The 26,305-nt window shown below is 65.3% G+C and carries 3 protein-coding genes; all 3 read left to right on the top strand.

Going from position 1 to position 26,305, the window contains the following annotated elements; all coding sequences use genetic code 11:
- Nucleotides 1-38: 38 nt before the first annotated feature.
- The 3 genes from HU731_RS27485 (at nucleotide 39) to macA (ending at nucleotide 26,302) form a co-directional block, all read left to right on the top strand.
- Entirely contained in the window at nucleotides 39-12,962 is a 12,924-nt protein-coding gene (locus tag HU731_RS27485; protein WP_186608257.1) for a non-ribosomal peptide synthetase, read from the top strand.
- A complete protein-coding gene (locus HU731_RS27480; protein ID WP_186608258.1) occupies nucleotides 12,959-24,286 on the top strand; it encodes a non-ribosomal peptide synthetase in 11,328 nt (3,775 codons plus the stop codon). The genes HU731_RS27485 and HU731_RS27480 overlap by 4 nt, the downstream gene beginning before the upstream one ends.
- Before the next feature lie 864 nt (nucleotides 24,287-25,150).
- Complete coding sequence (gene macA, locus HU731_RS27475; RefSeq protein WP_186608259.1) at nucleotides 25,151-26,302, top strand: macrolide transporter subunit MacA; 1,152 nt, start codon at nucleotides 25,151-25,153, stop codon at nucleotides 26,300-26,302.
- Nucleotides 26,303-26,305 lie beyond the last annotated feature (3 nt).

Here is a 26,305-nt window from a genome sequence, read left to right as displayed (position 1 = left end):
ACATTCTCGTCAACCGTGAATTATCAGGCAGGTTCCCCATGCAGTTCAGCGACTTACTGGCAGCGATTTCCACCCACGCGATCCGTCTGCAAACGGAAGAAGACGACCTGATTGTCCTGGGCGATGACCAAGCGTTGGACGACGCGCTCTGGGATCAATTGATCGCGCACAAACCCCAACTCCTGCAGTTGGTCGCCGAGCATGGCGGTGACTGGCTGAGCCCGGCCTACCGCATCACCCCGGACATGCTGGCGCTGGTCAACCTCGACCAGCCGGCCATCGACCGTATCGTCGCAGCGGTCCCCGGCGGTGCGGCGAATGTGCAGGATATCTATCCGCTGGCGCCGCTCCAGGAAGGCATGCTCTATCACCATCTTTCGGCGCAAAAGGGTGACCCTTACGTGCTGCACGCGCAGTTCGTGTTCGACAGCCGCGCACGCCTTGAGGCCTTTGCCGAGGCGCTGCAATGGGTCATCGACCGTCACGACATTTTGCGCACTTCGATGGTCTGGGAGCGCATGGACGAACCGCTGCAAGTGGTGTGGCGCAAGGCTGCGCTGGCCTGCGAAGAGGCGCAGCTGGACGGTGCTGACCGCCTGGCTCAATTGCTCGCTCGCTATGATACCCGCGCCTACCGCATGGACCTGGGCCAGGCGCCGCTGTTGCGCCTGGTGTTCGCTGATGACCCGGCCAACCAGCGGGTGGTGGCGATGTTGCTGTTCCACCACACCATCCTTGATCACACGGCCCTGGATGGCGTGCGGCATGAAATCCAACTGTACCTGGCCGGGCAGCAAGCGCTGGCCCCTGCACCGGTAGCGTTTCGCACCTATATCGCCCAGGTGCGCCATGGTGTCAGCGAGCAGGCTCATGAGGCGTTCTTCCGCGACATGCTGGCGGATATCGATGAACCGACGCTGCCGTTCGGCCTGCAGGATGTGCAGGGCGACGGCCAGGGTATCGACGAAGTGCGCATCCCCGTCGACAGCGCTCTGAGCCGCCGCTTGCGTAGCGTGGCGCGCCCGCTGGGGGTGAGTGTGGCGAGCCTGATGCACCTGGCCTTGGCGCGGGTGCTGGGTGCGGTTTCCGGGCGGGAGGCGGTGGTATTCGGTACCGTGATGCTCGGGCGCATGGGGGCAGGCGAGGGCGGTGAGCGGGCCTTGGGCATGTTCATCAACACCTTGCCGCTGCGGGTGGATGTGGGCGAGCAGGGCGTGCGCGCTGCGGTCAAGGTCACTCATGAGCGCCTCACGCGCTTGCTCGACCACGAACATGCGTCCCTGGCGCTGGCACAACGCTGCAGCGGCGTGGCGGCGCCTACGCCGCTGTTCAGCGCGATACTCAACTACCGTCACAGCGCCGCCACTGACATGGCGGCGGTGATTGAAGTGGCCGACGGCATCCAGGTATTGGGCGCCGAAGAGCGCACCAACTACCCGTTGACCGTCAACGTCGATGACCTGGGGGAAGACTTCGCCCTGACGGTGATGGTGGATGCGTCCATCGGCGCGCAGCGGGTTGCGGGCTATCTGCATACGGCCTTGAAAAGCCTGGCCGACGCCCTCGAACAACGACCGGATATGCCGCTCTGCGGCCTGAACATCCTGCCTGACGCTGAACGCCACCACTTGCTGCACACCTTGAACGACTGCCCCACGCACTACGCCGATACCCAGCTGATCCACCAGCAAGTCGAAACCCACGCCGCCGCCCAGCCCGATGCCATTGCGTTGTACTTCGAGCAACACTCCCTGACCTACCGCCAACTCAATGAACGTGCCAACCAGGTCGCCCACGCGCTGCTGGCCCACGGCGTGCGCCCCGACGCGCGCGTGGCGATCTGCGTGGAGCGCGGCCCGCAAATGATCATCGGCCTGCTCGGCATCCTCAAGGCCGGCGCGGGCTATGTGCCCATCGACCCGGCCTATCCCCAGGAACGCATCGCCTACACCCTGGCCGACAGCCAGCCGGTGGCGGTGCTCGTGCAGGCCGACACGGCGCAGCGGGTCGGCGCACTCGCCCAAATCGACCTCGACCACCTGGGCCCGTTGCCCATCAACAATCCTGGGTTGCACCTGAGCCCGGCCAACCTCGCCTATGTGATCTACACCTCCGGCTCCACCGGCCTGCCCAAGGGCGTGATGATCGAGCATCGCCAGGTCGCACGCCTGTTCAGCGCCACCCAGCAGTGGTTCGGCTTCAATCATCATGATGTGTGGGCATTGTTCCATTCCTTCGCGTTCGACTTTTCCGTGTGGGAAATCTGGGGCGCGCTGATGCACGGCGGCCAGTTGCTGATCGTGCCGCAACTGGTCAGCCGCTCGCCGGATGAGTGCTACGCGTTGCTGTGCGATGCCAAGGTGAGCATCCTCAACCAGACGCCGAGCGCGTTCCGCCAGTTGATCGCGGCCCAGAGCAACAGCGCCCAGTCCCATTCCCTGCGTCAGGTGATTTTCGGCGGCGAAGCCCTGGAACCGGGCATGCTCAAGCCGTGGTACGCACGGGCGGTGAATGCCGGTACGCAACTGGTGAACATGTACGGCATCACTGAAACCACCGTGCATGTGACCTACCGGGCGCTGGAAGCGGCCGACGCACACTTGGTCGGCGTGAGCCCGATTGGCGTGCGTATTCCCGATTTGCAGTTGTACGTGCTGGATGCCCGCCGCGAGCCCTTGCCTCAGGGGGTGGTGGGCGAGTTGTACGTGGGCGGTGCCGGGGTGGCGCGTGGTTACTTCAACCGCGAGGGGCTGAATGCCGAACGTTTCCTTGCCGATCCGGCCACCGGCCTGCGCATGTACAAGACCGGCGACCTCGGTCGCCTGCTGGCCGACGGCAGTGTCGAGTACCTGGGGCGTAACGATGACCAGGTCAAGATCCGGGGTTTCCGCATCGAACTGGGTGAAATCCAGGCGCATCTGGCCACGGCCAGCGGCGTGCGCGATGCCGTGGTGATCGCCCGTGAAGATCAGCCGGGCGACCAACGCCTGGTGGCCTATGTGATCAGCGATGGCGAACTCAACGTGGCCGCCCTGCGTGACCATCTGCTGCGCAGCCTGGCCGAACACATGGTGCCCAGCGCCTTCGTGCGCCTGGATAAGCTGCCGCTGACCACCAACGGCAAACTCGACCGCAAGGCCTTGCCCGCACCCGATGCCGACGCCGTAGCCCGGCGCGCGTATGCGGCGCCCCAGGGCGCGGTGGAAACCACCCTCGCCAGGCTCTGGCAAGACTTGCTCAACGTCGACCGTGTCGGCCGTGAGGACAATTTCTTCGAACTCGGTGGCCATTCGCTGCTGGCGGTCAAACTGATCGAACGCATGCGCCAGGCCGACCTCAGCGCCGATGTGCGCGTGCTGTTCGGCCAACCCACCTTGGCGGCGCTCGCTGCGGCGGTGGGCGGCCAGCAGAGCGTGCAGGTGCCGGCCAATCCTATTCAAGCAGACACCCAGGCCATCACCCCGGACATGCTGCCCCTGGTCGAGCTGGATCAGGCCGCCATCGACCACATCCTCGAGGCCGTGCCCGGTGGCGTTGCCAACGTGCAGGACATCTACGGCCTGGCGCCGTTGCAGGCCGGCATTCTCTACCACCACCTGGCGACCACCGAGGGCGACCCCTACGTGTTGCAGGTGCAGTTGCGCTTTCACGACCAGGGCGCCGTCGACGGCTTCGTCAACGCGCTGCACGCGGTGATCGAACGCAACGATATCCTGCGCACCGCCATTCTCTGGGAGGGCCTGGAGGAACCGGTGCAAGTGGTGTTGCGCCAGGCACCCTTGGTGGTCGAACGCCTGGATGCCCTGGGCGGCGATGCACTGGCGCACCTGCAACAGCGTTTCGACCCACGCCACTATCGCCTGGACCTGTCACGCGCCTCACTGATGCGCCTGGCGTATGCGCAGGACAGCCACGGCGTGGTCGGCATTTTGCTGCTGCACCATATCCTGCTCGACCATACGGCCCTGCACGTGCTGGTCGAAGAGATGAGCGCCAGCCTGCACGGCCACAGTGCGCAATTGCCTGACGCGGTGCAGTACCGCAACTACGTGGCCCAGGCCCGCCTCGGTGTCACCCAGGCCCAGCATGAAGCGTTCTTCAGCCAGATGCTGGGCGATATCGACGAGCCGACCCTGGCCTTCGGTTTGCAGGACGTGAATGGTGACGGCAGCGGCATTCACGAAGCGCGCCTGCCGCTGGAGCCGGCGCTCAACCTGGGCTTGCGCGAACAGGCCCGGCAACTGGGCGTGAGCACCGCCAGCCTGGTGCACCTTGCGTGGGCCCAGGTGCTGGGCCAGGTGTCTGGCCAGCAGGAGGTGGTATTCGGCACCGTGTTGCTGGGCCGCATGCAGGGCGGCGAGGGCGCCGACCGGGCGCTGGGGATGTTCATCAACACCTTGCCGCTGCGGGTCAGCCTTGGCAGCGTCGGCGTACAGGCCGGCGTGCGCGCCACCCATGCGCGCCTGGCGCAGCTGCTCGGGCACGAACATGCCTCGTTGTCCCTGGCCCAGCGGTGCAGCGGCGTGCCGGGCTCGCTGCCGTTGTTCAGCACCTTGCTCAATTACCGGCACAGCGCAGCCGATGAAGCCCCGGGGGACAACCCCTTTGCCGCCTCCGGTATCGAGATTCTCAGCTCCGAAGAGTGCAGCAACTACCCACTGGTGCTCAACGTCGATGACCTCGGCACGGGCATGCGCTTGACCGTGCAAGGCGTGGCCGAACTGGACGTGCAACGGGTGGGCAACTACATGCTCACCGCACTGCGCCACCTGGTGACTGCGCTGCAACAGGCGCCGACCACCGCGTTGCACAGCGTATCGATCGTGCCGCCGGCGGAGCGGCGCAAACTGCTGCAGGACTTCAATGCCAGCGCTCGTGAATTTCCGTCGCACCTCAGCGTTGCCCAACTGTTCGAAGCCCAGGCACTGGCTCGGCCGCAAGCCACGGCGGTGGTGCATGGCGAGCGCGCCCTGAGCTACCGCGACCTCAACCGCCGTGCTAACCGGCTCGCTCATTATTTGCTCAACCAGGGCGTACAGCCGGGTGAGCCGGTCGCCCTGGCCCTGCCGCGCTCAATCGACCTGATCGTCAGCCAATTGGCTGTACTCAAATGCGCAGCGGTCTACGTGCCGCTGGACATCAACGCGCCGCCTGAACGCCAAGCCTTCATGGTGCAGGACAGCGGCGCCCGCCAGCGGCTGGACAACCTGGGCGAGCTGAGCCTGGACGCATTGCCTGCGACCAACCCCGCGGTGGCCCAGAGCTCGGACAGCGTGGCGTACATCATGTACACCTCCGGCTCCACCGGTACGCCCAAAGGCGTGTTGGTGACCCATCGCGGCATCAGCCGGCTGGTGATCAATAACGGCTACGCCGACTTCAACCCCCATGACCGCATCGCGTTTGCGTCGAACCCGGCGTTCGACGCCAGCACCATGGATGTGTGGGGCGCGCTGCTCAACGGCGCCCAGGTCCAGGTGATCGACCACGCCACTTTGCTCGACCCGCTGGCGTTTGGCGCTCAACTCAAGGGCGCCACGGTGCTGTTCGTCACCACCGCGCTGTTCAACCAGTATGTGCAACTGATTCCAAATGCCCTGGCCGGCCTGCGCATTTTGCTGTGCGGCGGCGAACGTGCCGACCCGGCGGCCTTCCGCAGCCTGTTGGCGCAGGCCCCGGCGTTGCGTCTGGTGCATTGCTACGGGCCGACCGAAACCACCACCTACGCCGCCACCTATGAAGTGCGTGCGCTGGCCCTTGATGCCGACAGCGTGCCGGTAGGGCGACCGATTTCCAATACGCAGATCTATGTGCTGGATGCGCAGTTGCAGCCGGTGCCGCTGGGTATCACCGGTGAAATCTGCATTGGCGGGGAGGGTGTCGCCAAGGGCTACTTGAACCGTGCGCAATTGACCGCCGAGAAATTCGTGAACAACCCCTTTGTCGATCAGCCTGGGGCACTGATGTATCGCACTGGCGACCTCGGGCGCTGGTCGCAAGAGGGCCTGCTGGAGTGCCTGGGGCGCAATGACGACCAAGTCAAAATCCGCGGTTTCCGTATCGAACTGGGCGAGATCGAGGCGCGCCTGGCCAGCTGTGCAGGCATTCAGGAAGTTGCCGTGCTCGCCCGTGAAGACGTACCGGGGGACAAGCGCCTGGTGGCCTATTTCACCTGGGCCGGCGCAGACCTGGGCATTGACCAGGTACACGCTCACCTGCAAGGCCAACTGCCGGACTACATGCTGCCGTCGGCCTATATGCCGCTGGCCAGCCTGCCGTTGACCAACAACGGCAAGCTCGACCGCAAGGCATTGCCGGCACCCGACCAGGCCGCCTTGATCAGCCGTGGCTACGAAGCCCCCCAAGGCGAGGTGGAAAGCCTGCTGGCGCAGATCTGGCAGGACGTGCTCAAGCTTGAGCGCGTGGGGCGCCATGATCATTTCTTCGAATTGGGCGGGCATTCGTTGCTGGCCGTCAGCCTGATCGAACGCATGCGCCAAGTGGGCCTGAGCTTTGATGTGCGCGTGTTGTTCAGCCAGCCAAGCCTGGCCGCGCTGGCGGCCGCCGTGGGCAGCGGCAGAGAAATCGTGGTGCCCGCCAATGGCATCCCCGCCGGCTGCACACAGCTCACGCCGTCGATGCTGAGCCTGGTGCAACTCACCCCGCAGGCCATCGCGCACATCGTTGCCAGCGTGCCGGGTGGTGCAGCGAATATCCAGGATATCTACCCGCTGGCGCCGCTACAGGAAGGCATTCTCTACCACCACATCAGCGCCGAGCAGGGCGACCCGTACCTGCTGCAATCGCGCATGGCCTTTGACACCGCCGAGCGCTTGCACGCTTTTATGGGCGCGCTGCAACAGGTGGTGGCGCGCCACGATATTTTGCGTACCGCTGTGGTGTGGGAAGGGCTCGACAGCCCGGTGCAAGTGGTGTGGCGCGCCGCCCAGCTGGCGGTGCAGGAGGTGATGCTCGACCCGGCCGGCGGCGACGTCATGGCGCAACTGCACGGGCGTTTCGATGCGCGTCATTATCGCCTGGACATTACCCAGGCGCCGTTGCTGCGCATGGTCTACGCCCAGGACCCGGCGCACCACCGGGTCGCGGCGATCCTGCTGTTCCACCACCTGGCGCTGGACCACACCGCCATGGAAGTGGTCGGCCAGGAAATGCGTGCCTTTATGTTCAATCAGGCCCAGGACTTGCCCCCCGCCGCGCCGTTTCGCAACTATGTGGCCCAGGCTCGACTGGGCGTCAGTGTGGCGCAGCATGAGCAGTTTTTCCGCGACATGCTCGCGGAGGTCGACGAGCCGACCTTGCCGTTTGGCCTGCAGGATGTACAGGGCGATGGCCGTGCAATCGAAGAAGCCGAGGTGCACCTGGAGGCAGGCCTGGCCCGGCGCGTACGCCAGCAGGCGCGCCAACTGGGGGTCAGCGCCGCCAGCCTGATGCACCTGGCCTGGGCCCAGGTGTTGGGCCTGGTCTCGGGCCGCGATGAGGTGGTGTTCGGCACCGTGCTCATGGGCCGACTGCAAGCCGGCGAGGGCGCAGACCGTGCGCTGGGGATGTTTATCAACACCTTGCCGCTGCGGGTCGATGTTGCAGCCGACGCGGCGCAGGCGGTCAAAGCCACCCATGCACGCTTGAGCGCCTTGCTCGGGCATGAACATGCGTCACTGGCCCTGGCCCAGCGTTGCAGTGGCGTGCCGACCAGCACACCGCTGTTCAGCGCCTTGCTCAATTACCGCCACAGCAACCCAGGCGAAATGGCCCGCGACGGCCACGGCATCTGGGAAGGCGTGCAACTGCTGGGCGGTGAAGAACGCAGCAACTACCCGTTGACCCTGAGCGTGGATGACCTGGGCGCAGGCTTTGGCCTGAGCGTGCTGGCAGTGCCGCAGATCGGCGCGCAACGCCTGTGCGCCTACATGCTCAGTACCGTGCAGCAACTGATTGCCACCCTGGAGACGGCGCCCCACAGCGCGCTGCGCCAATTGCCGATTCTGCCCGCCGCAGAGCGCGACACGGTACTGCGCGAGTTCAACGCTACCGCCCACGACTTCCCCCGTGGCCAGACCCTGCACGGTGCGTTTGAGGTGCAGGCCGAGCGCCAACCCCATCGCATTGCCGTGCAGCAAGGCAGTGAGGCGCTGACGTATCAGCAGCTCAATCAACGGGCCAACCAGTTGGCTCATCACTTGCTGGAACTCGGCGTGCAAGCCGACGACCGCGTGGCGCTGTGCTGCCGTCGCGGCCCGCAAATGCTAGTGGGGCTGTTGGGCATTCTCAAGGCTGGCGCGGGCTATGTGCCGATTGACCCGGCGTACCCCGCCGAGCGTATTGCCTATTTGTTGCAAGACAGCGCGCCCGTGGCAGTGCTCGCCGAGACCAGTACCCGGGAGCTGCTCGGTTCGCTTGCGTTGGTTGATCTGCATGACCCCGCCTGGCAGCGCCACGACGTCAGCAACCCGCAACTGCCCGCGCTGACGCCCGCGCACCTGGCGTACGTGATCTACACCTCCGGCTCCACCGGCCAGCCCAAGGGCGTCATGGTGGAACATCGCACCGTGGAAAACCTGATGCATTGGCACTGTCAGGCCTTTGGCCTGACAGCGGTAAGCCACACCAGCAGCGTGGCCGGCATGGGGTTCGATGCCATGGCCTGGGAGGTCTGGCCAGCCCTGTGCGTCGGCGCGACCCTGCACCTGCCGCCCGCCGAGATTGGCAACGAAAACATCGATGAACTGTTGGCCTGGTGGCTGGCGCAGCCGTTGGACGTCAGCTTCTTGCCGACGCCGGTGGCCGAGTACGCCTTTAGCTTGCCCCAGCAGCACCCCACCTTGCGCATCCTGCTGATCGGCGGAGACCGCTTGCGCCAGTTCACCCAGGAGCGGCGCTTTGCGGTGGTCAACAACTACGGCCCCACCGAAGCCACGGTGGTTGCTACCTCCGGTCGCGTGCGGGCCGGGCAGGTGTTGCATATCGGCCGGCCCATCGCCAATGCCACCAGCTATGTGCTGGACGCGCACCTGCGCCCGGTACCGGTGGGCGTGGCCGGTGAACTTTATGTAGGCGGCAGCGGCGTGGCGCGGGGCTACCTCAACCGTGCCGAGCTGACCGCCGAACGCTTCCTGCAAGACCCGTTCAGCCCTGGGCGCATGTACCGCACCGGTGACCGGGTGCGTTGGCTGCCCGATGGCAACCTTGAATACCTGGGCCGTAACGACGACCAGGTAAAACTGCGCGGCGTGCGGGTGGAACTGGGTGAAATCGAAAGCCGCCTGGCGGCCCTGGACGGCATCCGCGAGGCCGTGGTGCTGGTGCGCGAAGGCCGCCTGCTGGCCTGGTTCACCGAACAGCACCCGTTGCAGATCGAGACCTTGCGTGCGCACCTGCAAGCCCAACTGCCCGAGGCGCTGGTGCCGGTCGCCTATATGCGGCTTGACCAACTGCCCCTGACCGCCAATGGCAAACTGGACCGCAAGGCACTGCCGCAGCCGGACCAGTGCGCCTTGCTCAGCCGCGAATACCAAGCCCCCCAAGGTGACGTCGAAACCACCCTGGCGCGGCTGTGGGCCGAGGTGTTGCAGGTGGAGCAGGTGGGTCGCCATGACCACTTCTTCGAACTGGGCGGCCATTCCTTGCTGGCCGTCAGCCTGATCGAGCGCATGCGCCAGGCCGGCCTCAGCGCCGATGTGCGCGTACTGTTCAGCCAGCCAACCCTGGCCGCTCTGGCCGCCGCTGTCGGCAGTGGCCGCGAAGTGCAGGTGCCGGCCAATCGCATCAGTGCCGGTTGCCAGCGCATCACCCCGAACATGCTGGCTTTGGTAAGCCTCGACCAGTCGGCCATCGATCAGGTGGTGGCCCAGGTGCCTGGCGGCGCTGCCAACGTGCAGGATATCTACCCGCTGGCGCCGTTGCAGGAAGGGATTTTCTATCACTACCTCACGGCGGCGCAGGGCGATCCTTACCTGCTGCAATCGCACCTGGCGTTTGACAGTGTCGAGCGTGTGCAGGCTTTTGTGCGCGCCCTGCAACAGGTAATTAACCGCCACGACATCCTGCGCACCGGGGTGGTGTGGGAGGGCCTGGCGCAACCGCTGCAAGTGGTGTGGCGCCAGGCGCAGTTGTGCGTGCAGGAACTGCACTTGCAAGGCGACGTACTCGCCGGCCTGCACGAGCGCTTTGATGCGCGGCGTTATCGCCTGGAAATCAGCCAGGCGCCGTTGATCCGCCTGATGTACGCCCAGGACCCGGTCAACCAGCGCGTGGTGGCGGTGCTGCTCTATCACCATATCGTGTTGGACCACACCGCCTTTGACGTGGTGTTGCGCGAAATGCAGGGCCACCTGTTGGGCCACGCCGCGCCCACCGCCGCGCCGATGCCGTATCGCAACTATGTGGCCCAGGCGCGCCTGGGTGTCAGCGAACAGGCGCATGAGCAGTTCTTCCGCCAGATGCTGGGCGATGTCGACGAACCGACGTTGCCGTTCGGCTGGCAGGACGTGCGCGGCGACGGCAATGCCATCGACGAACATACCCTGCAACTGGACAGTCAGCTCAACCGCCGCCTGCGCAGCCAGGCGCGGCTGCTGGGTGTCAGCGCTGCCAGCCTGTTCCATCTGGCCTGGGCGCAGGTGCTGGCCGCGGTATCGGCGCGCCATACGGTGGTGTTCGGCACAGTGCTGGTGGGCCGCTTGCAAGGCGGCGAGGGCGCCGACCGCGCCCTGGGCGTGTTTATCAATACCTTGCCGCTGCGCCTGGACATTGACGACCAGGGCGCCCGCGCCGCCGTGCGCGCTACCCATGCGCGGCTGACCGACTTGCTCGGCCATGAACACGCCTCCCTGGCCTTGGCCCAGCGTTGCAGCGGTGTAGCGTCCCCGGCGCCGTTGTTCAGCTCGATGCTCAACTATCGCCATCGCGGCGCCGCCACCCGCTCGGCGGATGCGCAGTTGGCCTGGGAAGGCATGCAGACCCTGGTCAATGACGGGCGCACCAATTACCCACTGACCCTGAACGTGGACGACCTGGGCGATGGCTACGCGTTCACTGCCTTGGCCCAGGTGGATGCGCAGCGGATGTGCGGCTATATGCATAACGCGTTGAGCGGCCTGGTCGAGGCCCTTGAGCATGCGCCGCACCAGGCGCTGAATCGCCTGCCGGTGCTGGGGCTGCAAGAGCGGCAACAGCTGCTGGTGCAGTTCAACGCCACCGAGGTGAACTACAACCTCGACCAGACCCTGCACGGCATGTTTGAAGCCCAGGTCGTACGTACCCCGCAGGCCGTGGCGGTGAAGGCCGGTGAGCACACCTTGAGCTACCGGCAACTCAATGAGCGCGCCAACCGCCTGGCCCATCACCTGCGTGACAACGGCGTGCGCCCGGACGCGCGGGTGGGCATCTGCGTCGAGCGCGGCCTGGACATGGTCATCGGCCTGTTCGCCATTCTCAAGGCCGGCGGTGCCTATGTGCCGCTGGACCCGGCGTACCCACCAGAGCGCATCGCCTACATGCTGCACGACAGCGCGCCGGTGGTGGTGCTGGCCCAAAGCGCCACCCGCGCGTTGCTGGGTGACGTGGCGGTGATCGACCTCGACCACAGCACCTGGCAGCACCAACCGACGACTAACCCGCAGATACCGGGCCTCACTGCCCGCCACGCGGCCTATGTGATTTACACCTCCGGTTCCACCGGCCAGCCCAAGGGTGTGATCAACGAACATGCCGGGGTGGTCAACCGCCTGTTGTGGATGCAGGACGCCTATGGCCTCAAGGCCCACGATGCGGTGCTGCAGAAAACCCCGTTCAGCTTCGACGTGTCGGTGTGGGAATTCTTCTGGCCGCTGTTCACCGGCGCACGCCTGGTGATGGCGCGCCCTGACGGGCACAAAGACCCGGCGTACCTGTGCGAGGTGATCGCCTCGGAGCACATCACGACCCTGCACTTTGTGCCGTCGATGCTCGATGTATTCCTGGCCCACGGCGATGTCAGCCAAGCGGCGGGATTGGTGCGGGTGATGTGCAGCGGCGAGGCCTTGCCGGGCAGCCTGGTGCGGCGTTTCAAGCAGCAGTTGCCGGGGATTGGCTTGTACAACCTGTATGGCCCCACCGAAGCGGCGGTAGACGTGACGGCGTGGAACTGCGCACGCCCTGAGGTGCCGGACAACACCCCGATCGGCAAGCCGATTGCCAATACTCGCCTGTATGTTCTGGACGGGCAGTTGCAGCCAGTACCGTTAGGCGTGGTCGGTGAGCTGTTTATCGCGGGCGTGCAAGTGGCGCGGGGTTATCTGAACCGCCCTGAGCTGACCGCCGAACGCTTCCTTGACGACCCGTTCACCCCGGGGCGCATGTACCGCACCGGTGACCTGGGCCGCTACTTGCCCGACGGCACGCTTGAGTACCTGGGGCGCAACGACGATCAGGTCAAGATCCGTGGCCTGCGCATCGAGCTGGGAGAAATCCAGGCGCACCTGATCGAGCATCCGGCGGTCAAGGACGCCGTGGTCGTCGCCCGGGACCAGCGCCTGGTCGCGTATTACACCGGCGCGCCTACCGATATCGAAAGCCTGCGCGCCCAGCTGTTGCAGCACCTGCCCGACTTTATGGTGCCGGCGCTGTTCATGCACCTGGACGCCTGGCCCCTGAGCCCCAACGGCAAGCTTGACCGCAAGGCCCTGCCTGCACCGGGTATGGACGCCTTGCAGGTACGTGAATACACGGCGCCCGAAGGCGACACCGAAATCCTCCTGGCCCAGCTCTGGGCCGAGTTGCTCAAGGTGGAGCGGGTAGGGCGCCACGACAACTTCTTTGAACTGGGCGGGCACTCGCTGCTGGCCGTGAGCTTGATCGGGCGCCTGCGCCAGGAAGGCATGGAAGCCGATGTGCGGGGCTTGTTCGAACAACCGACCCTGGCCGGCTACGCCGCAATGACCGAACGAATGGAGATCGTCCTGTGAACATCCTCGAGCTGCTGGCAACCCTGAACACCAAGGATGTGCAACTGGCGCTCAAGGGCGAGCAGTTGTCGGTGAACGGCAACAAGCACGCCTTGAGCGACCCGGCGATATTGGCCGCCTTGCATGAACACAAGCCGGCGCTGATCGAACTGATCAAGGCCGGTGCATACACCGCGACCAAGGCCGGTGAGGTGCAGGTGCCGGCCAATGGTATCCCGGCCACTGCCGAGCGCATCACTCCCCAGATGCTGACCCTGTCGACCCTGAGCCAGGACGAGATCGAGCGCATTGTCGCCACGGTGCAGGGCGGCGTGGCGAATATCCAGGACATCTACCCGCTGGCGCCGTTGCAGGAAGGCATCCTGTTCCACCATGTGAGTGCCGAGCAGGGCGACCCCTATGTGATGCAGTCGCAGTTCGCCTTTGACAACCTGGCGCGTTTCGATGCGTTTGCCCAGGCGCTGCAACGGGTGATGGACCGTCACGACATCCTGCGTACCGGGGTGGTCTGGGATGGCCTGACGCAACCCTCGCAAGTGGTGTGGCGCCAGGCACGCCTGCCGGTGCAAGCCTTGATGCTGGACCCGGCCGACGGCGATATCGCCACGCAACTGCATGACCTGTTTGATGCCCGCCACTACCGCCTCGACGTCACCCAGGCGCCGTTGCTGCGCCTGGTGCGCGCTGAAGACCCGGCCAACCAGCGCATCGTCGCCACCCTGTTGTTCCATCACATGGCGCTCGACCACAGCGCCCTGGACGTGGTGTGCCACGAGATGCAGGCGTGCCTGTTAGGGCAGGGCGCGGCCCTCGGCCAGGCCGTGCCGTTTCGCAACTACGTGGCGCAGGCGCGGCTGGGCATCAGTGAACAGGAGCACGAAAGTTTCTTCCGGCAAATGCTCGGCGATATCAGCGAGCCCACCTTGCCGTTCGGTTTGCAGGACGTGCAAGGCGATGCGCGCGCTATTGCTGAAGTCAGCCTGCCATTGGCGCCGGCACTGGCCCAGCGTTTGCGCGTACAGGCGCGCCAACTGGGCGTGAGCGCCGCCAGCCTGTTTCACTTGGGGTGGGCCCAGGTGCTGGGGGGGTTGGCCGGCAAGGCTCAGGTGGTGTTCGGCACCGTATTGATGGGGCGCATGCAGGGCAGCTATGACACCGACCGCGCCCTGGGTATTTTCATCAATACCTTGCCGTTTCGCGTGGACGTAGACGCCCAGGACGTGCGCACCGCCGTCAAGGCCACCCACGCACGCTTGACCACTTTGCTGCGCCATGAACACGCGGCCTTGGCCCTGGCCCAGCGTTGCAGTGGCGTGCTCGCGCCGACGCCGCTGTTCAGCGCACTGCTCAACTATCGCCACAGCGCGTCCGCCGCCAATGCCGAGGCGGTGTCGGCCTGGCAGGGCATCACCGCACTGCGTGCCGAGGAACGCACCAACTACCCGCTGACCCTGAGCGTGGACGACCTGGGCGAAGGCTTCGGCCTGAGTTTGCTGGCCAGCACCCTGGTCGACCCTCAACGCGTCTGCGCCTACCTGCACACCGCGCTGGAAAACCTGGTGAGCGCACTGGAACAGGCCCCCCATACCGCGCTTGACCAACTGTCGGTGGTGCCCGCTGCCGAACAGCGCCTGCTGCTGGAACAGTTCAACACCACCCAGACCGTCTTCCCCCAAAGCACCACCCTGCATGGCCGCGTAGAAGCCCAGGCTGCGCTCACGCCGGACGCCATCGCCGCGGTGCATCAGGGCCGGCAACTGACCTATACCGAACTGAACCAGCAAGCCAACCTGCTGGCCCATCATCTGCTGGCACTGGGGGTCAAGCCCGACGACCGCGTGGCCATTGTGGCGCGGCGCGGCCTCGACACCCTGGCCGGGTTGCTGGCGATTCTCAAGGCCGGTGCCGGTTATGTGCCGGTGGACCCGTCCCACCCGGCCGAGCGCCTCCACTATTTGCTCAGTGACAGCGCGCCAGTGGCGGTACTTACCCAGCACGCATTGCTCGAGCGCCTGCCGGCCCTGGAAGTGCCGGTGATCAATCTGGACCGCTTCACCTGGCAGCACCATTCGGCGAGCAACCCCACAATCGCCGTCGGCCCGACGCACCTGGCCTATGTGATCTACACCTCCGGCTCCACCGGTTTGCCCAAAGGGGTGATGGTGGAACACCACACGGTCGCCAACCTGGTGGACTGGCATTGCAGCGCCTTCGACCTGCGCGCCGGGCGGCATACCGCCAGTGTTGCCGGTTTCGGCTTTGACGCGATGGCCTGGGAAGTGTGGCCGGCGTTGTGTGTGGGCGCCACCTTGCACCTGCCACCGGCCCATGAGGGCGGCGAAGATATCGACGCACTGCTGGCCTGGTGGTGCGCGCAGCCTTTGGACGTGAGCTTTCTGCCGACGCCGGTGGCGGAATACGCCTTCAGCCAGAACATCGAGCACCCGACCTTGCGCACCTTGCTGGTCGGTGGCGACCGTCTGCGCCAGTTCAAACGGGCGCAGCGCTTTGAGCTGATCAACAACTACGGGCCCACCGAAGCCACAGTGGTGGCCACTTCCGGCAAGGTCGAGGCGGGCCAGCCCTTGCATATCGGCAAGCCCATCGCCAATGCCAAGGTCTACGTGCTCGACCCACACCAGCGCCCGGTGCCGTTGGGGGTGGCGGGGGAGTTGTACGTGGGCGGCAAGGGCGTGGCACGCGGTTACCTCAACCGCCCGGAACTGACCGCCGAGCGTTTCGTGCGCGACCCGTTCAATGCAGGGCGCATGTACCGCACCGGCGACCTGGTGCGCTGGTTGCCGGACGGCACGCTCGACTACCTGGGGCGCAACGATGACCAGGTGAAAATCCGTGGCGTGCGCATCGAACTGGGCGAAATCGAGACCCAGCTCAACCAATTGCCCGGCATTTTGGAGGCGGTGGCGGTGGTGCGTGAAGAACGGCTGGTGGCCTACTTCACCGAAAACCCGCTACTGGACCCGCTGACGCTGGCCCAGATTCGCGCCCACCTGGTGGCGCATCTGCCGGACTACATGGTGCCCGTCGCGTTCATGAAGCTCGACGCACTGCCCCTGACCGCCAATGGCAAGCTCGACCGCAAGGCCCTGCCGGCGCCGGACATGGCCGCGGTATTTACCCGCGAGTACGCCGTGCCCCAGGGCGAAATCGAAACCGTGCTGGCGCAGATCTGGGCCGATGTGTTGCAGGTGCAGCGCGTGGGGCGTTATGACCATTTCTTTGAGCTGGGCGGGCATTCGCTGCTGGCCATGCGCATGGTGTCCCAGGTGCGCCAGCGGCTGGGCGTCGAATTGGCGCTGGGCGACCTGTTTGCCAACGCTGAACTGGCGGCGGTCGCCGAGGTGCTGGCCCAGGCCGGTCGCAGCACCTTGCCGGATATCTTGCCGGCCAACCGTGATGACGACGTGCCGCTGTCCTTCGCCCAGCAACGCCTGTGGTTCCTGGCGTTGATGGAAGGGGCCAACACCGCCTACAACATTCCCATCGGCCTGCGGTTGCGCGGGCAGTTGCATGTACAGGCGCTGCAACGGGCCCTGGCGCGCATTGTGGCGCGGCATGACACCCTGCGCAGCCGCTTCGCCCAGCAGGGTGACCAGGCCCAGGTGCTGGTCGTGCCGGCTGAAAAGGTGTTGGCGCTGCAAGTGCAGGACCTGCGTCGCCACCCGCAGCCGCAACAGGCCCTGGACGCGCTGATCCACGGCGAAGCTTCGGCACCGTTCGACCTTGAGCGCGGCCCGTTGCTGCGCGGGCGCCTGGTGGTGATGGCCGATGATCACCATGTGCTGTTGCTGACCCTGCACCATATCGTCTCCGACGGCTGGTCCATGGGCGTGCTGACCCGCGAGCTGATGGCGCTGTACCAGGCCTTCAGCCACGGCCACGCCGACCCGCTGCCGCCCTTGCCGATCCAGTACGCCGACTTTGCCGTGTGGCAACGCCTGTGGCTGAGCGGCGAGGTGCTGCAACGCCAAAGCAGCTACTGGCAGCAGGCGCTGGCCGGTGCGCCGGCGTTGCTGAGCTTGCCCACCGACCGCCCGCGCCCGGCGCAGCAGGACTACGCTGGCAGCAGCGTCGACGTGCGCCTGGATGAACGCCTCACCGCCGGGCTCAAGGCCTTGAGCCAGCGCCATGGCACCACCTTGTACATGACCTTGATGAGCGCCTGGGCGTCGCTGTTGGCGCGCCTGTCCGGGCAGCTCGAGTTGGTGATCGGCACGCCGGTGGCCAACCGCATGCGCACCGAAGTCGAAGGGCTGATTGGCCTGTTCGTCAACACCCTGGCGCTGCGTATCGACACCTCGGGCGAGCTGAGCACCGAGGCGTTGCTGGCGCGGGTCAAGACGCTGACGCTGCAAGCCCAGGCCCATCAGGACTTGCCCTTCGAGCAGGTGGTGGAAATCACCCGGCCGCCGCGCAGCCTGGCCCACAGCCCGCTGTTCCAGACCTTGCTGAGCTGGCAGGACAGCAGCGCGCCGACCCTGGCCTTGGGCGACCTGGCCCTGGAGAGCATTGTCGAGAACAGCCATTTCGCCAAGTTCGACCTGTCGTTGAACCTGGGGGAGGTGCAGGGCAGCATCCTCGGTGCGCTGGAATATGCCGTGGCCCTGTTTGACGAGTCGACGATGCAGCGCTACGTCGGCTATTTCACCCGCGTGTTGCAGGCGATGGTCGATAACGACCAGGCGGTGCTGGCGCAGGTGCCGCTGGTGGATGCGCGCGAGCGTCGACAACTGCTGGTGGATTTCAACGCCACCGCCGTTGAGTACAACCTCGACCAGACCCTGCACGGCCTGTTTGAAGCCCAGGTGCTGCGCACACCTCATGCCATTGCCCTGAAGGCGGGCGCGCAGCAACTGAGCTATGCCGAACTGAACGTGCGCGCCAACCAACTGGCCCGTCACCTGCAAGCTCTGGGTGTGCAGCCGCAGGCGCGGGTGGCGATCTGCGTGGAGCGTGGCCTGGACATGGTCATCGGCCTGTACGCGATCCTCAAGGCCGGCGCCGCCTATGTGCCGCTGGACCCGGCCTACCCGCTGGAACGCATCGCCTACATGCTGCACGACAGTGCGCCGACGGTGGTGCTGGGCCAGTCCACCACACTCGCGTTACTGGGCGACGTTCCGGTGGTCAACCTGGATTCACCCACCTGGCAGCACCAGCCCACCCATAACCCGCAGGCGGCCAGCGAGGCGGCCTACGTGATCTACACCTCCGGTTCCACCGGCCAGCCCAAGGGCGTGATCAACGAACACCCTGGGGTGGTCAACCGCCTGCTGTGGATGCAAGACGAATACGGGCTGACGGCCAGCGATACGGTGTTGCAGAAAACCCCGTTCAGCTTCGACGTGTCGGTATGGGAGTTTTTCTGGCCGCTGTTCACTGGCGCACGCCTGGTCATGGCCCGCCCGGGCGGGCATAAAGACCCTGACTACCTGTGCCAGGTGATCAAGGCCGAGCGGGTCACAACGCTGCATTTTGTGCCGTCGATGCTCGACGTGTTCCTGGCCCACGGCGATGTCAGCCAGGCCGCCGGGCTGGTGCGGGTGATGTGCAGCGGCGAAGCCCTGCCGGGCAGCCTGGTGCGGCGCTTCAAGCAGCAATTGCCGGAGGTTGGCTTGTACAACCTGTATGGCCCCACCGAAGCGGCGGTGGATGTCACCGCGTGGGACTGCGCGGGTGCCTTGGTGCCGGATAACACCCCCATCGGCAAGCCGATTGCCAACACGCGCCTGTATGTACTGGATGGGCAGTTGCAGCCGGTGCCGTTGGGGGTGGTCGGTGAATTGTTCATCGCAGGCGTGCAGGTGGCGCGGGGTTACCTCAACCGCCCTGAGCTGACCGCCGAACGCTTCCTCGACGACCCGTTCACCCCTGGGCGTATGTACCGCACCGGGGACGTGGGCCGCTACTTGCCCGACGGCACGCTCGAGTACCTGGGGCGCAATGATGACCAGGTGAAAATCCGTGGACTGCGCATCGAACTGGGGGAAATCCAGGCGCGCCTGAGCGAGCATCCGGCGGTGCAGGAAGCTGCCGTGATCGCCCGCGAGCAGCGCCTGATCGCCTATTACACCGGCGTGCCGAGCGACGTCGAAAGCCTGCGCGCCCATCTGCTGCAACACCTGCCGGAATTCATGCTGCCGACGAGCTTTGTGCACCTGCAGGCGCTGCCGCTGAGCCCCAACGGTAAACTCGACCGCAAGGCGCTGCCGGCGCCGGGCCTGGACGCGTCGAGCGTGCGCGACTATGAAGCGCCCGTGGGGGATACAGAAATCACCCTGGCCGCACTGTGGGCCGAATTGCTCAACGTGGAGCGCGTGGGCCGACATGATAATTTCTTTGAATTGGGCGGCCACTCCTTGCTGGCAGTCAGCCTGATGGGGCGCATGCGCCGCCTGGGCTTGTCGGCGGATGTGAAAGTGCTGTTTGGCCAACCGACCTTGTCGGCTTTGGCTGCGGCCTTGGGCGGTGGCCGTGAAGTGGCGGTGCCGGCCAATCGCATTGCGGCCGATTGCACCCGGATTACGCCGGACATGCTTGCGCTGATCACCCTGGACCCTGCTGCCATCGAGCGCATCGTCGCCAGCATCCCCGGCGGCGCGGCGAATGTGCAGGATATTTATCCGCTGGCACCCTTGCAGGCCGGCATCCTGTATCAGCATCGCGCCGTGCAAGGTGACGACGCCTATGTGTTGCAGGCGCAGTTTGCCTTCGACAGCCGCCTGCGCCTGGACGCCTTCGCCCATGCCTTGCAGGCGGTGATCCAGCGCCATGACATCCTGCGTTCATCCTTCCATTGGGATGGGCTGGAGGAACCGGTGCAGGTGGTGTGGCGCACCGCCTCATTAAGCGTTGAAAGCGGCCCGGTGCTGCCACGCCTGGACCTTGGCCACGCACCTTTGATGCGCCTGGTATACGCCGAGGAGTCGCAACGGGTAGTGGCGACGTTGCTGTTCCACCATCTGGTGATGGACCACATCGCCCTGGACATCCTGCAACACGACATGCAGGCCTTCCTGTTGGGCACCCAAGACGCCTTGGCCGCGCCCGTGCCGTACCGCAACTACGTGGCCCAGACCCGTCTGGGCGCTGAGGACCACGAGACGTTTTTCCGCGAGATGCTCGCTGAGATCGACGAACCCACCGACGTACCGCACCTGGGCGCCGATGAGCGCGTGAAGGTGAGCCTCGACCTGGGGTTGAGTCGGCGCCTGCGCACTCAGGCGCGACAAGCCGGCGTCAGCGCCGCCAGCCTTATGCACCTGGCCTGGGCCCATGTGCTGGGCACGGTCTGCGCCCGTGAACAGGTGGTGTTCGGCACGGTGATGCTCGGCCGCCTGCAAGGTGGCGAAGGCGCCGAGCGCGCCATGGGCGTGTTTATCAATACCTTGCCGCTGCGGGTTGACCTGGGTGAACACTCGGTACTGACCGCGCTGCGTACCACCCATGGGCGCCTGACCGAACTGCTCAGCCATGAACACGCGCCCCTGGCGCTGGCCCAGCGTTGCAGCGGCGTCCCGATGGCCACGCCGTTGTTCAGCGTGTTGTTCAACTACCGCCACAGTGCGCCCCAGGCCGGGGGCGTGGCCGAGGCGTGGCAGGGGATCGAGGTGCTCCAGACCGAGGAACACACCCACTACGGCGTGTCGGTGAGTGTGGATGACCTGGGTGAAGGTTTCAGCCTCACGGCCATGGGGCAGGGGGCCCGACGCTTGGGCGACTACCTGCATAACGCCTTGGCGCAGGTGGTGCAGGCACTGGAAGAGTGCAGCGACATCGCGCTCAATTGCTTGTCGATCCTGCCCCAGGCCGAACGCCAGCAACTGCTTGAGGGCTTCAACGCCACGGCCCGCGCTTTCCCACGTGATCGCAGCGTGCAAGACCTGTTCGAAGCCCAGGCCCAGGCGCGCCCCGATGCGGTGGCGGTGCGGCACGGCGAGCAGCAGGTGAGCTACGGCGAACTCAACCGCCGCGCCAACCGCTTGGCCCATCATCTGCTCGGCCTGGGTGTGTGCCCCGGCGATAACCTGGCGATCCTGCTGCCACGCTCGGTGGCGTTGTTGGTCAGCCAACTGGCGATTCTCAAATGCGCCGCCGCCTATGTGCCACTGGACCTCAACGCGCCGGCCGAACGCCAGGCTTTCATGCTGCAAGACAGCGGCGCCGCCTGGCTGTTGACCCGCAGCGACTGCAGCGTGGAGAGCGCGGTGCAGCACCTGGACCTGGACACCCTGGCCCTCGACTCATACCCCGAACACAACCCCGGCCTGCCGCAGCCCTCGCACAGCGTGGCGTACATCATGTACACCTCCGGCTCCACCGGCATGCCCAAAGGCGTATTGGTGCCGCACCGTGGCATCACGCGCCTGGTGCTCAACAACGGCTACGCCGATTTCAATCCCCATGACCGCGTGGCCTTCGCCTCGAACCCGGCGTTTGATGCCAGCACCATGGACGTCTGGGGGCCGTTGCTCAACGGCGGTCAGGTGCAGGTGATCGACCACGCCACCTTGCTCGACCCGCTGGCGTTTGGCGCGGCACTTCAGGGCGTGACGGTGCTGTTCGTCACCACGGCGCTGTTCAACCAGTATGTGCAACTGATTCCCCAGGCCCTGGCCGGCTTGCGTATTTTGCTGTGCGGCGGCGAGCGTGCCGACCCGGCGGCGTTTCGCAACCTGCTGGCATTAGCACCGGGGTTGCGCCTGGTGCATTGCTACGGGCCGACCGAAACCACCACCTACGCCACCACTTATGAAGTGCACGCGCTTACCGCTGATGCCGACAGCGTGCCGGTAGGGCGACCCATTTCCAATACGCAAGTCTACGTACTGGATACGCAGTTGCAGCTGCTGCCCGTGGGGGCGACCGGTGAAATCTGCATCGGCGGCGACGGTGTCGCCCAGGGCTACCTGAACCGCCCTGAGTTGACGGCTGAAAAGTTCGTGCAGAACCCGTTCAATCCAGGCGCCTTGCTGTACCGCACTGGCGACCTCGGGCGCTGGAGCGCAGACGGCCTGCTGGAGTGCATCGGGCGCAATGACGACCAAGTGAAGATCCGTGGATTTCGCATTGAGCTGGGTGAGATCGAAGCACGCATGGCGACATTCGCCGGCATTCGCGAAGGGGTGGTGCTGGCCCGCGAAGACGTGCCGGGGGACAAACGCCTGGTGGCCTACTTCACCTGGGCGGGCGAGCCGGTCGGCATCGAGCCGGTACGCGCTTACCTGCAGGCGCACTTGCCGGCCTACATGGTGCCGTCGGCCTTTGTGGCACTGGAGCATTTGCCGTTGACGGCCAATGGCAAGGTCGATCGCAAAGCCTTGCCGGTGCCCACGTGGGACGCTTCGGCCAGCGGCACATTTGAAGTACCGGTCGATGCACTGGAGCAGACCTTGGCCCAGCTGTGGGCCGAGGTACTGAAGCTTGAGCAGGTGGGGCGCCATGACAGTTTCTTCGAACTGGGCGGGCATTCGTTGTTGGCGATTCGCCTGGTCAATCGGCTGGAAGAGGCCGGGTTGCCGGTGTCGCTGGCCGAGCTGTTCGAGCATGCCAGCGTGGCCTCGGTCGCGGCGCTGCTGCGCCTGCGCGGTGACGACGTGCTGCCTGAGACGGCGGTGATCACGGTGCGCAGCCGTGGGTCGCAGGCACCGTTATTTCTGGTGCATGAGTTCAGCGGCATGGACGTGTACTTCCCGGCGCTGGGCCAGCACCTGCCGGGCGATTACCCGATTTATGGCCTGCCGGGCGTGGCGTTGGGCGAGGCGCACTTGGACAGCATGGAAGGCTTGGCCGCGCGCATGGTCGGGCTGATTCGCCAGATCCAGCCCCACGGCCCTTACCGGCTGGCGGGGTGGTCTTTTGGTGGCGTGCTGGCCTATGAAGTTGCCATGCAGTTGCTGGGGCAGGATGAGGCCGTGGCGTTTCTCGGCTTGATCGACAGCTACGTGCCGCGCATGACCGACCAGGGCAAAGCGCGCTGGAGCGGGCCGGATGCCCTCAAGCGGCATTTGTTGTTGCAGTGCACGGCCTATTGGAAGGCACAGGGAGGAGTGGATGAGCTGGCGAACCTGGACCAACTGGAGGCAGGCCTTGGACAGCTGGACATTGCGGCTTTGCTGCAACGCTGTCGCGATCAAGGTTTGCTATACGCGCAAATGGCAGCGGCGACGGACGCCGACCTGTTGAGCTTTTTGCAACGGGAAGTCGGGCATGGGCATGCCCTGGCCCACTACAGCCTGTTCCCGCTGCCGATCCCGGTGCACCTGTTCAGCGCCGAGCAGCGGCCCACCGAACTGTCGCGGCGCAGTGCCGCGCTGGGTTGGGACACCGCCCTGGCGCCTGGGCAACTGCGCCAGGTGCAGGTGCCGGGGGATCACCAGAGCATGATGCAGGCGCCGCATATCCAGAGCCTCGGCCAGGCCATGAGCCAAGCGCTGGCGGCGAGCACCCCGGTGAGTTGCGCGGCGCACTCACCCTTGCTGCGCATCCAGAGCGGGCGCGCCGGTTATGCGCCGGTGTTCTGCGTGCCAGGCGCGGGAGACAGCGTCACCGGCTTTGTAAGTTTGAGCGAAGCGCTGGGGCGCGACTGGCCGCTGTATGGCTTGCAGCCGCGGGGGCTGGATGGCGAGGCGGTGCCCCATAGCCAGGTGGAAGCGGCGGCGCAGTGTTACCTGGCGGCGCTGGAACAGGAGTGCCCTGAGGGGCCGGTGCATCTGGTGGGGCATTCGTTTGGCGGCTGGGTGGCGCTGGAAATGGCGCTGCGCTTGCAGGCGATGGGGCGTGAGGTGGGCTCTTTGACGGTGATCGACAGCGAGGCGCCGGGGCGTGCGGGCAAGGCTTATACCTCGACGGCGGCGTTGTTGCGGTTGATCGAGGCGATGCAGTTGGCGGCTGGGAAGTCGCTGGGGATTGATGCGGTGGACTTTGCCGGGCGCGATGAGGTGGCGCAGCGGCAAGCGTTGCATGCGGGGATGGTGAATGTGGGGTTGTTGCCGGCGCGTGCGGCGGTGGAGGCGATGGATGGGCCGGCGCGCACTTACGCGGCGGCGTTGCGCACGGTGTATCAGCCGCAAGGGCGGTATGAGGGGGTGGTGCGCTTGGTGTTGGCGCAGGACCCGGCGTTGGATGCGGCGGGGAATCAGCGTGAGCAGGGGTTGATGGTTGAGGGGTGGCGAGGGCAGGGGGGGGGGTTGCAGGTTTGGCATGGCGGGGGGAATCACTTTACGTTGCTCAAGGCGCCGAATGTTTTGGGGTTGGCCAGGTGGTGGTTGGACGTTGTTGGGGTTGGGGAGGTGGTGTCTTGAGGGGTGTGCACCGATCCAGATGTGGGGGCAACAGGGGGGTGTCTGTGTACATATCCGTTCCTGCGGTAACGGCCACTTATGGTTCCGCTCTTACAGCGGGTCACTTTTGGAAAGGCCCAAAAGTAACCAAAAGGCCTTCGCCCCACCACTCGGCACCTCGCCCAGGCTCGGTGTGCCCGAACGCAGGCTTTGCAGCGTGGGCCGCCGCAATGGGCCATCCCTGGCCTAGTGCGGCTAACCCGGCGTCCTGCCGGGTTACCCACGCTGCAAAACCTGCGTTCGGCCAGCGTGGTTTAACGGGGCGATTTCAGATCAAAAGCAGAGCGCGGCGGCCTTATAACCGACCGGTTTTTGAAGGTGAACTCGGTGAGATATGGGGGGGCAGGCATGCCCCCGGAAACCACGATGCGAAGCGAGCGGCTCTTGATCTTGATCTGCTTGTGATCTTGATCTTAAGCGCCCCGTTAAACCACGCTGGCCGGAATTCGACAGGGATTTGGGGGGTAAACCGGCAGGGATGCCGGTTTAGCCGCCCAAATCACTGGCGGATTACGGGCACACCGAGCCTAGGCGAGGTGCCGAGTGGTGGGGCAAGAGCGTTTTGCTTACTTTTGCGCTTTTCAAAAGTGAGCCGCTGTAAGAGCGGAACCCTAAGCGGCCGTTGCCGCAGAAATGGATATGTACTCATTCCAACCCAACCAAATAGTCGACCAGAAGGCCGCCTTCGCGAGCAAGCCCGCTCCCACAGTTTGATCGCGGAGCGTCAGGTAGATATGCGGAGGCTGTCAGGCCGCCATCGCAGGCAAGCCAGCTCCCACACCAATCTCCCCCGCCACGCATTTGTTCTCAACCAAGAAGCCAACCATGCAAACGTCTAAATTCCGCAAAATCGGCATTCTGGCTATAGCGGCCGTCGCAATAGGCCTGATCATCTACACCGTAAAGGCCCCCGCCGACGCCCCCCAATACCTCACCGCCACCGCCGAACGCGGCGATATCGAAAACGCGGTATTGGCCACCGGCCTGCTCGAAGGCGTCAAACAAGTCGACGTCGGCGCCCAAGTCTCCGGCCAGCTCAAGTCGCTGAAAGTCAAAGTCGGCGACAAGGTAAAGAAGGGCCAGTGGCTGGCCGAAATCGACCCCTTGATCCTGCAGAACACCCTGCGCAAAGCCCAAGTCGATGAAGAAAACCTCCAGGCCCAACGCCGCGCGACCGCCGCGCAACTCAAGCAGGCCAAGTCCGTGTATGAGCGCTACAAAGGCTTGCAGGCCGACGAGTCGGTGTCGCGCCAGGATTTTGAAGACGCCGAATCGACCTACCAGGTACAGCAGGCCAACCTGCTGTCCCTGGACGCACAGATCAAGAGCGCGCACATCCAGATCGACACCGCCAAGGTCAACCTGGCCTACACCCGCATCAACGCGCCCATCGACGGCGACGTGGTGGGTATTGTCACCCAGGAAGGCCAGACCGTGATCGCCAGCCAGTTGGCGCCCGTGCTGCTCAAGCTGGCAGACCTGGACACCATGACCGTCAAGGCCCAAGTGTCGGAAGCGGATGTGATTCATATCAGCCCCGGCCAGCAGGTGTACTTCACCATTCTCGGCGAGGCAGACAAACGCTATTACGCCAAGCTGCGCGGCACTGAGCCTGCGCCGCAGAACTTTCTGGAAACCCAGACCGCCGGCACGCCGAAGCAAAACACCGCGGTGTTCTACAACGCGTTGTTCGACGTGCCCAACCCCGACCACCGCCTGCGCATTGCCATGACCGCACAGGTGCGCATCGTGCTCGACACCGCCGAGGCCGCGCTGATGGTGCCCGTGGCGGCGCTGGGCGTGCGCAATGCCGATGGCCGCTACGAAGTGCGGGTGCTGGATGCCAAGGGCAAGGCGGTGGCCCGCACGGTGAAGACCGGTATCAACAACAACGTCAAGGTGCAGGTCCTTGATGGGCTGGCCGAGGGTGACACCGTAGTGATCGGCGACGCCACGCCTGCCGTGGCGGGGAGCTGAGTC

Origin of the sequence: Pseudomonas salmasensis (genome assembly GCF_014268375.2) — a bacterium.
GTDB classification, from domain to species: Bacteria; Pseudomonadota; Gammaproteobacteria; order Pseudomonadales; family Pseudomonadaceae; genus Aquipseudomonas; species Aquipseudomonas salmasensis.
The sequence above is the reverse complement of the archived record's forward strand: the minus strand, read 5'-3'. Positions and strand labels throughout refer to the sequence as shown.

Excerpts from the sequence above, each read along its gene's own strand:
- macA (WP_186608259.1), top strand. The coding sequence starts at position 25,151 with ATGCAAACGTCTAAATTCCGCAAAATCGGCATTCTGGCTATAGCGGCC.
- HU731_RS27485 (WP_186608257.1), top strand. The coding sequence starts at position 39 with ATGCAGTTCAGCGACTTACTGGCAGCGATTTCCACCCACGCGATCCGT.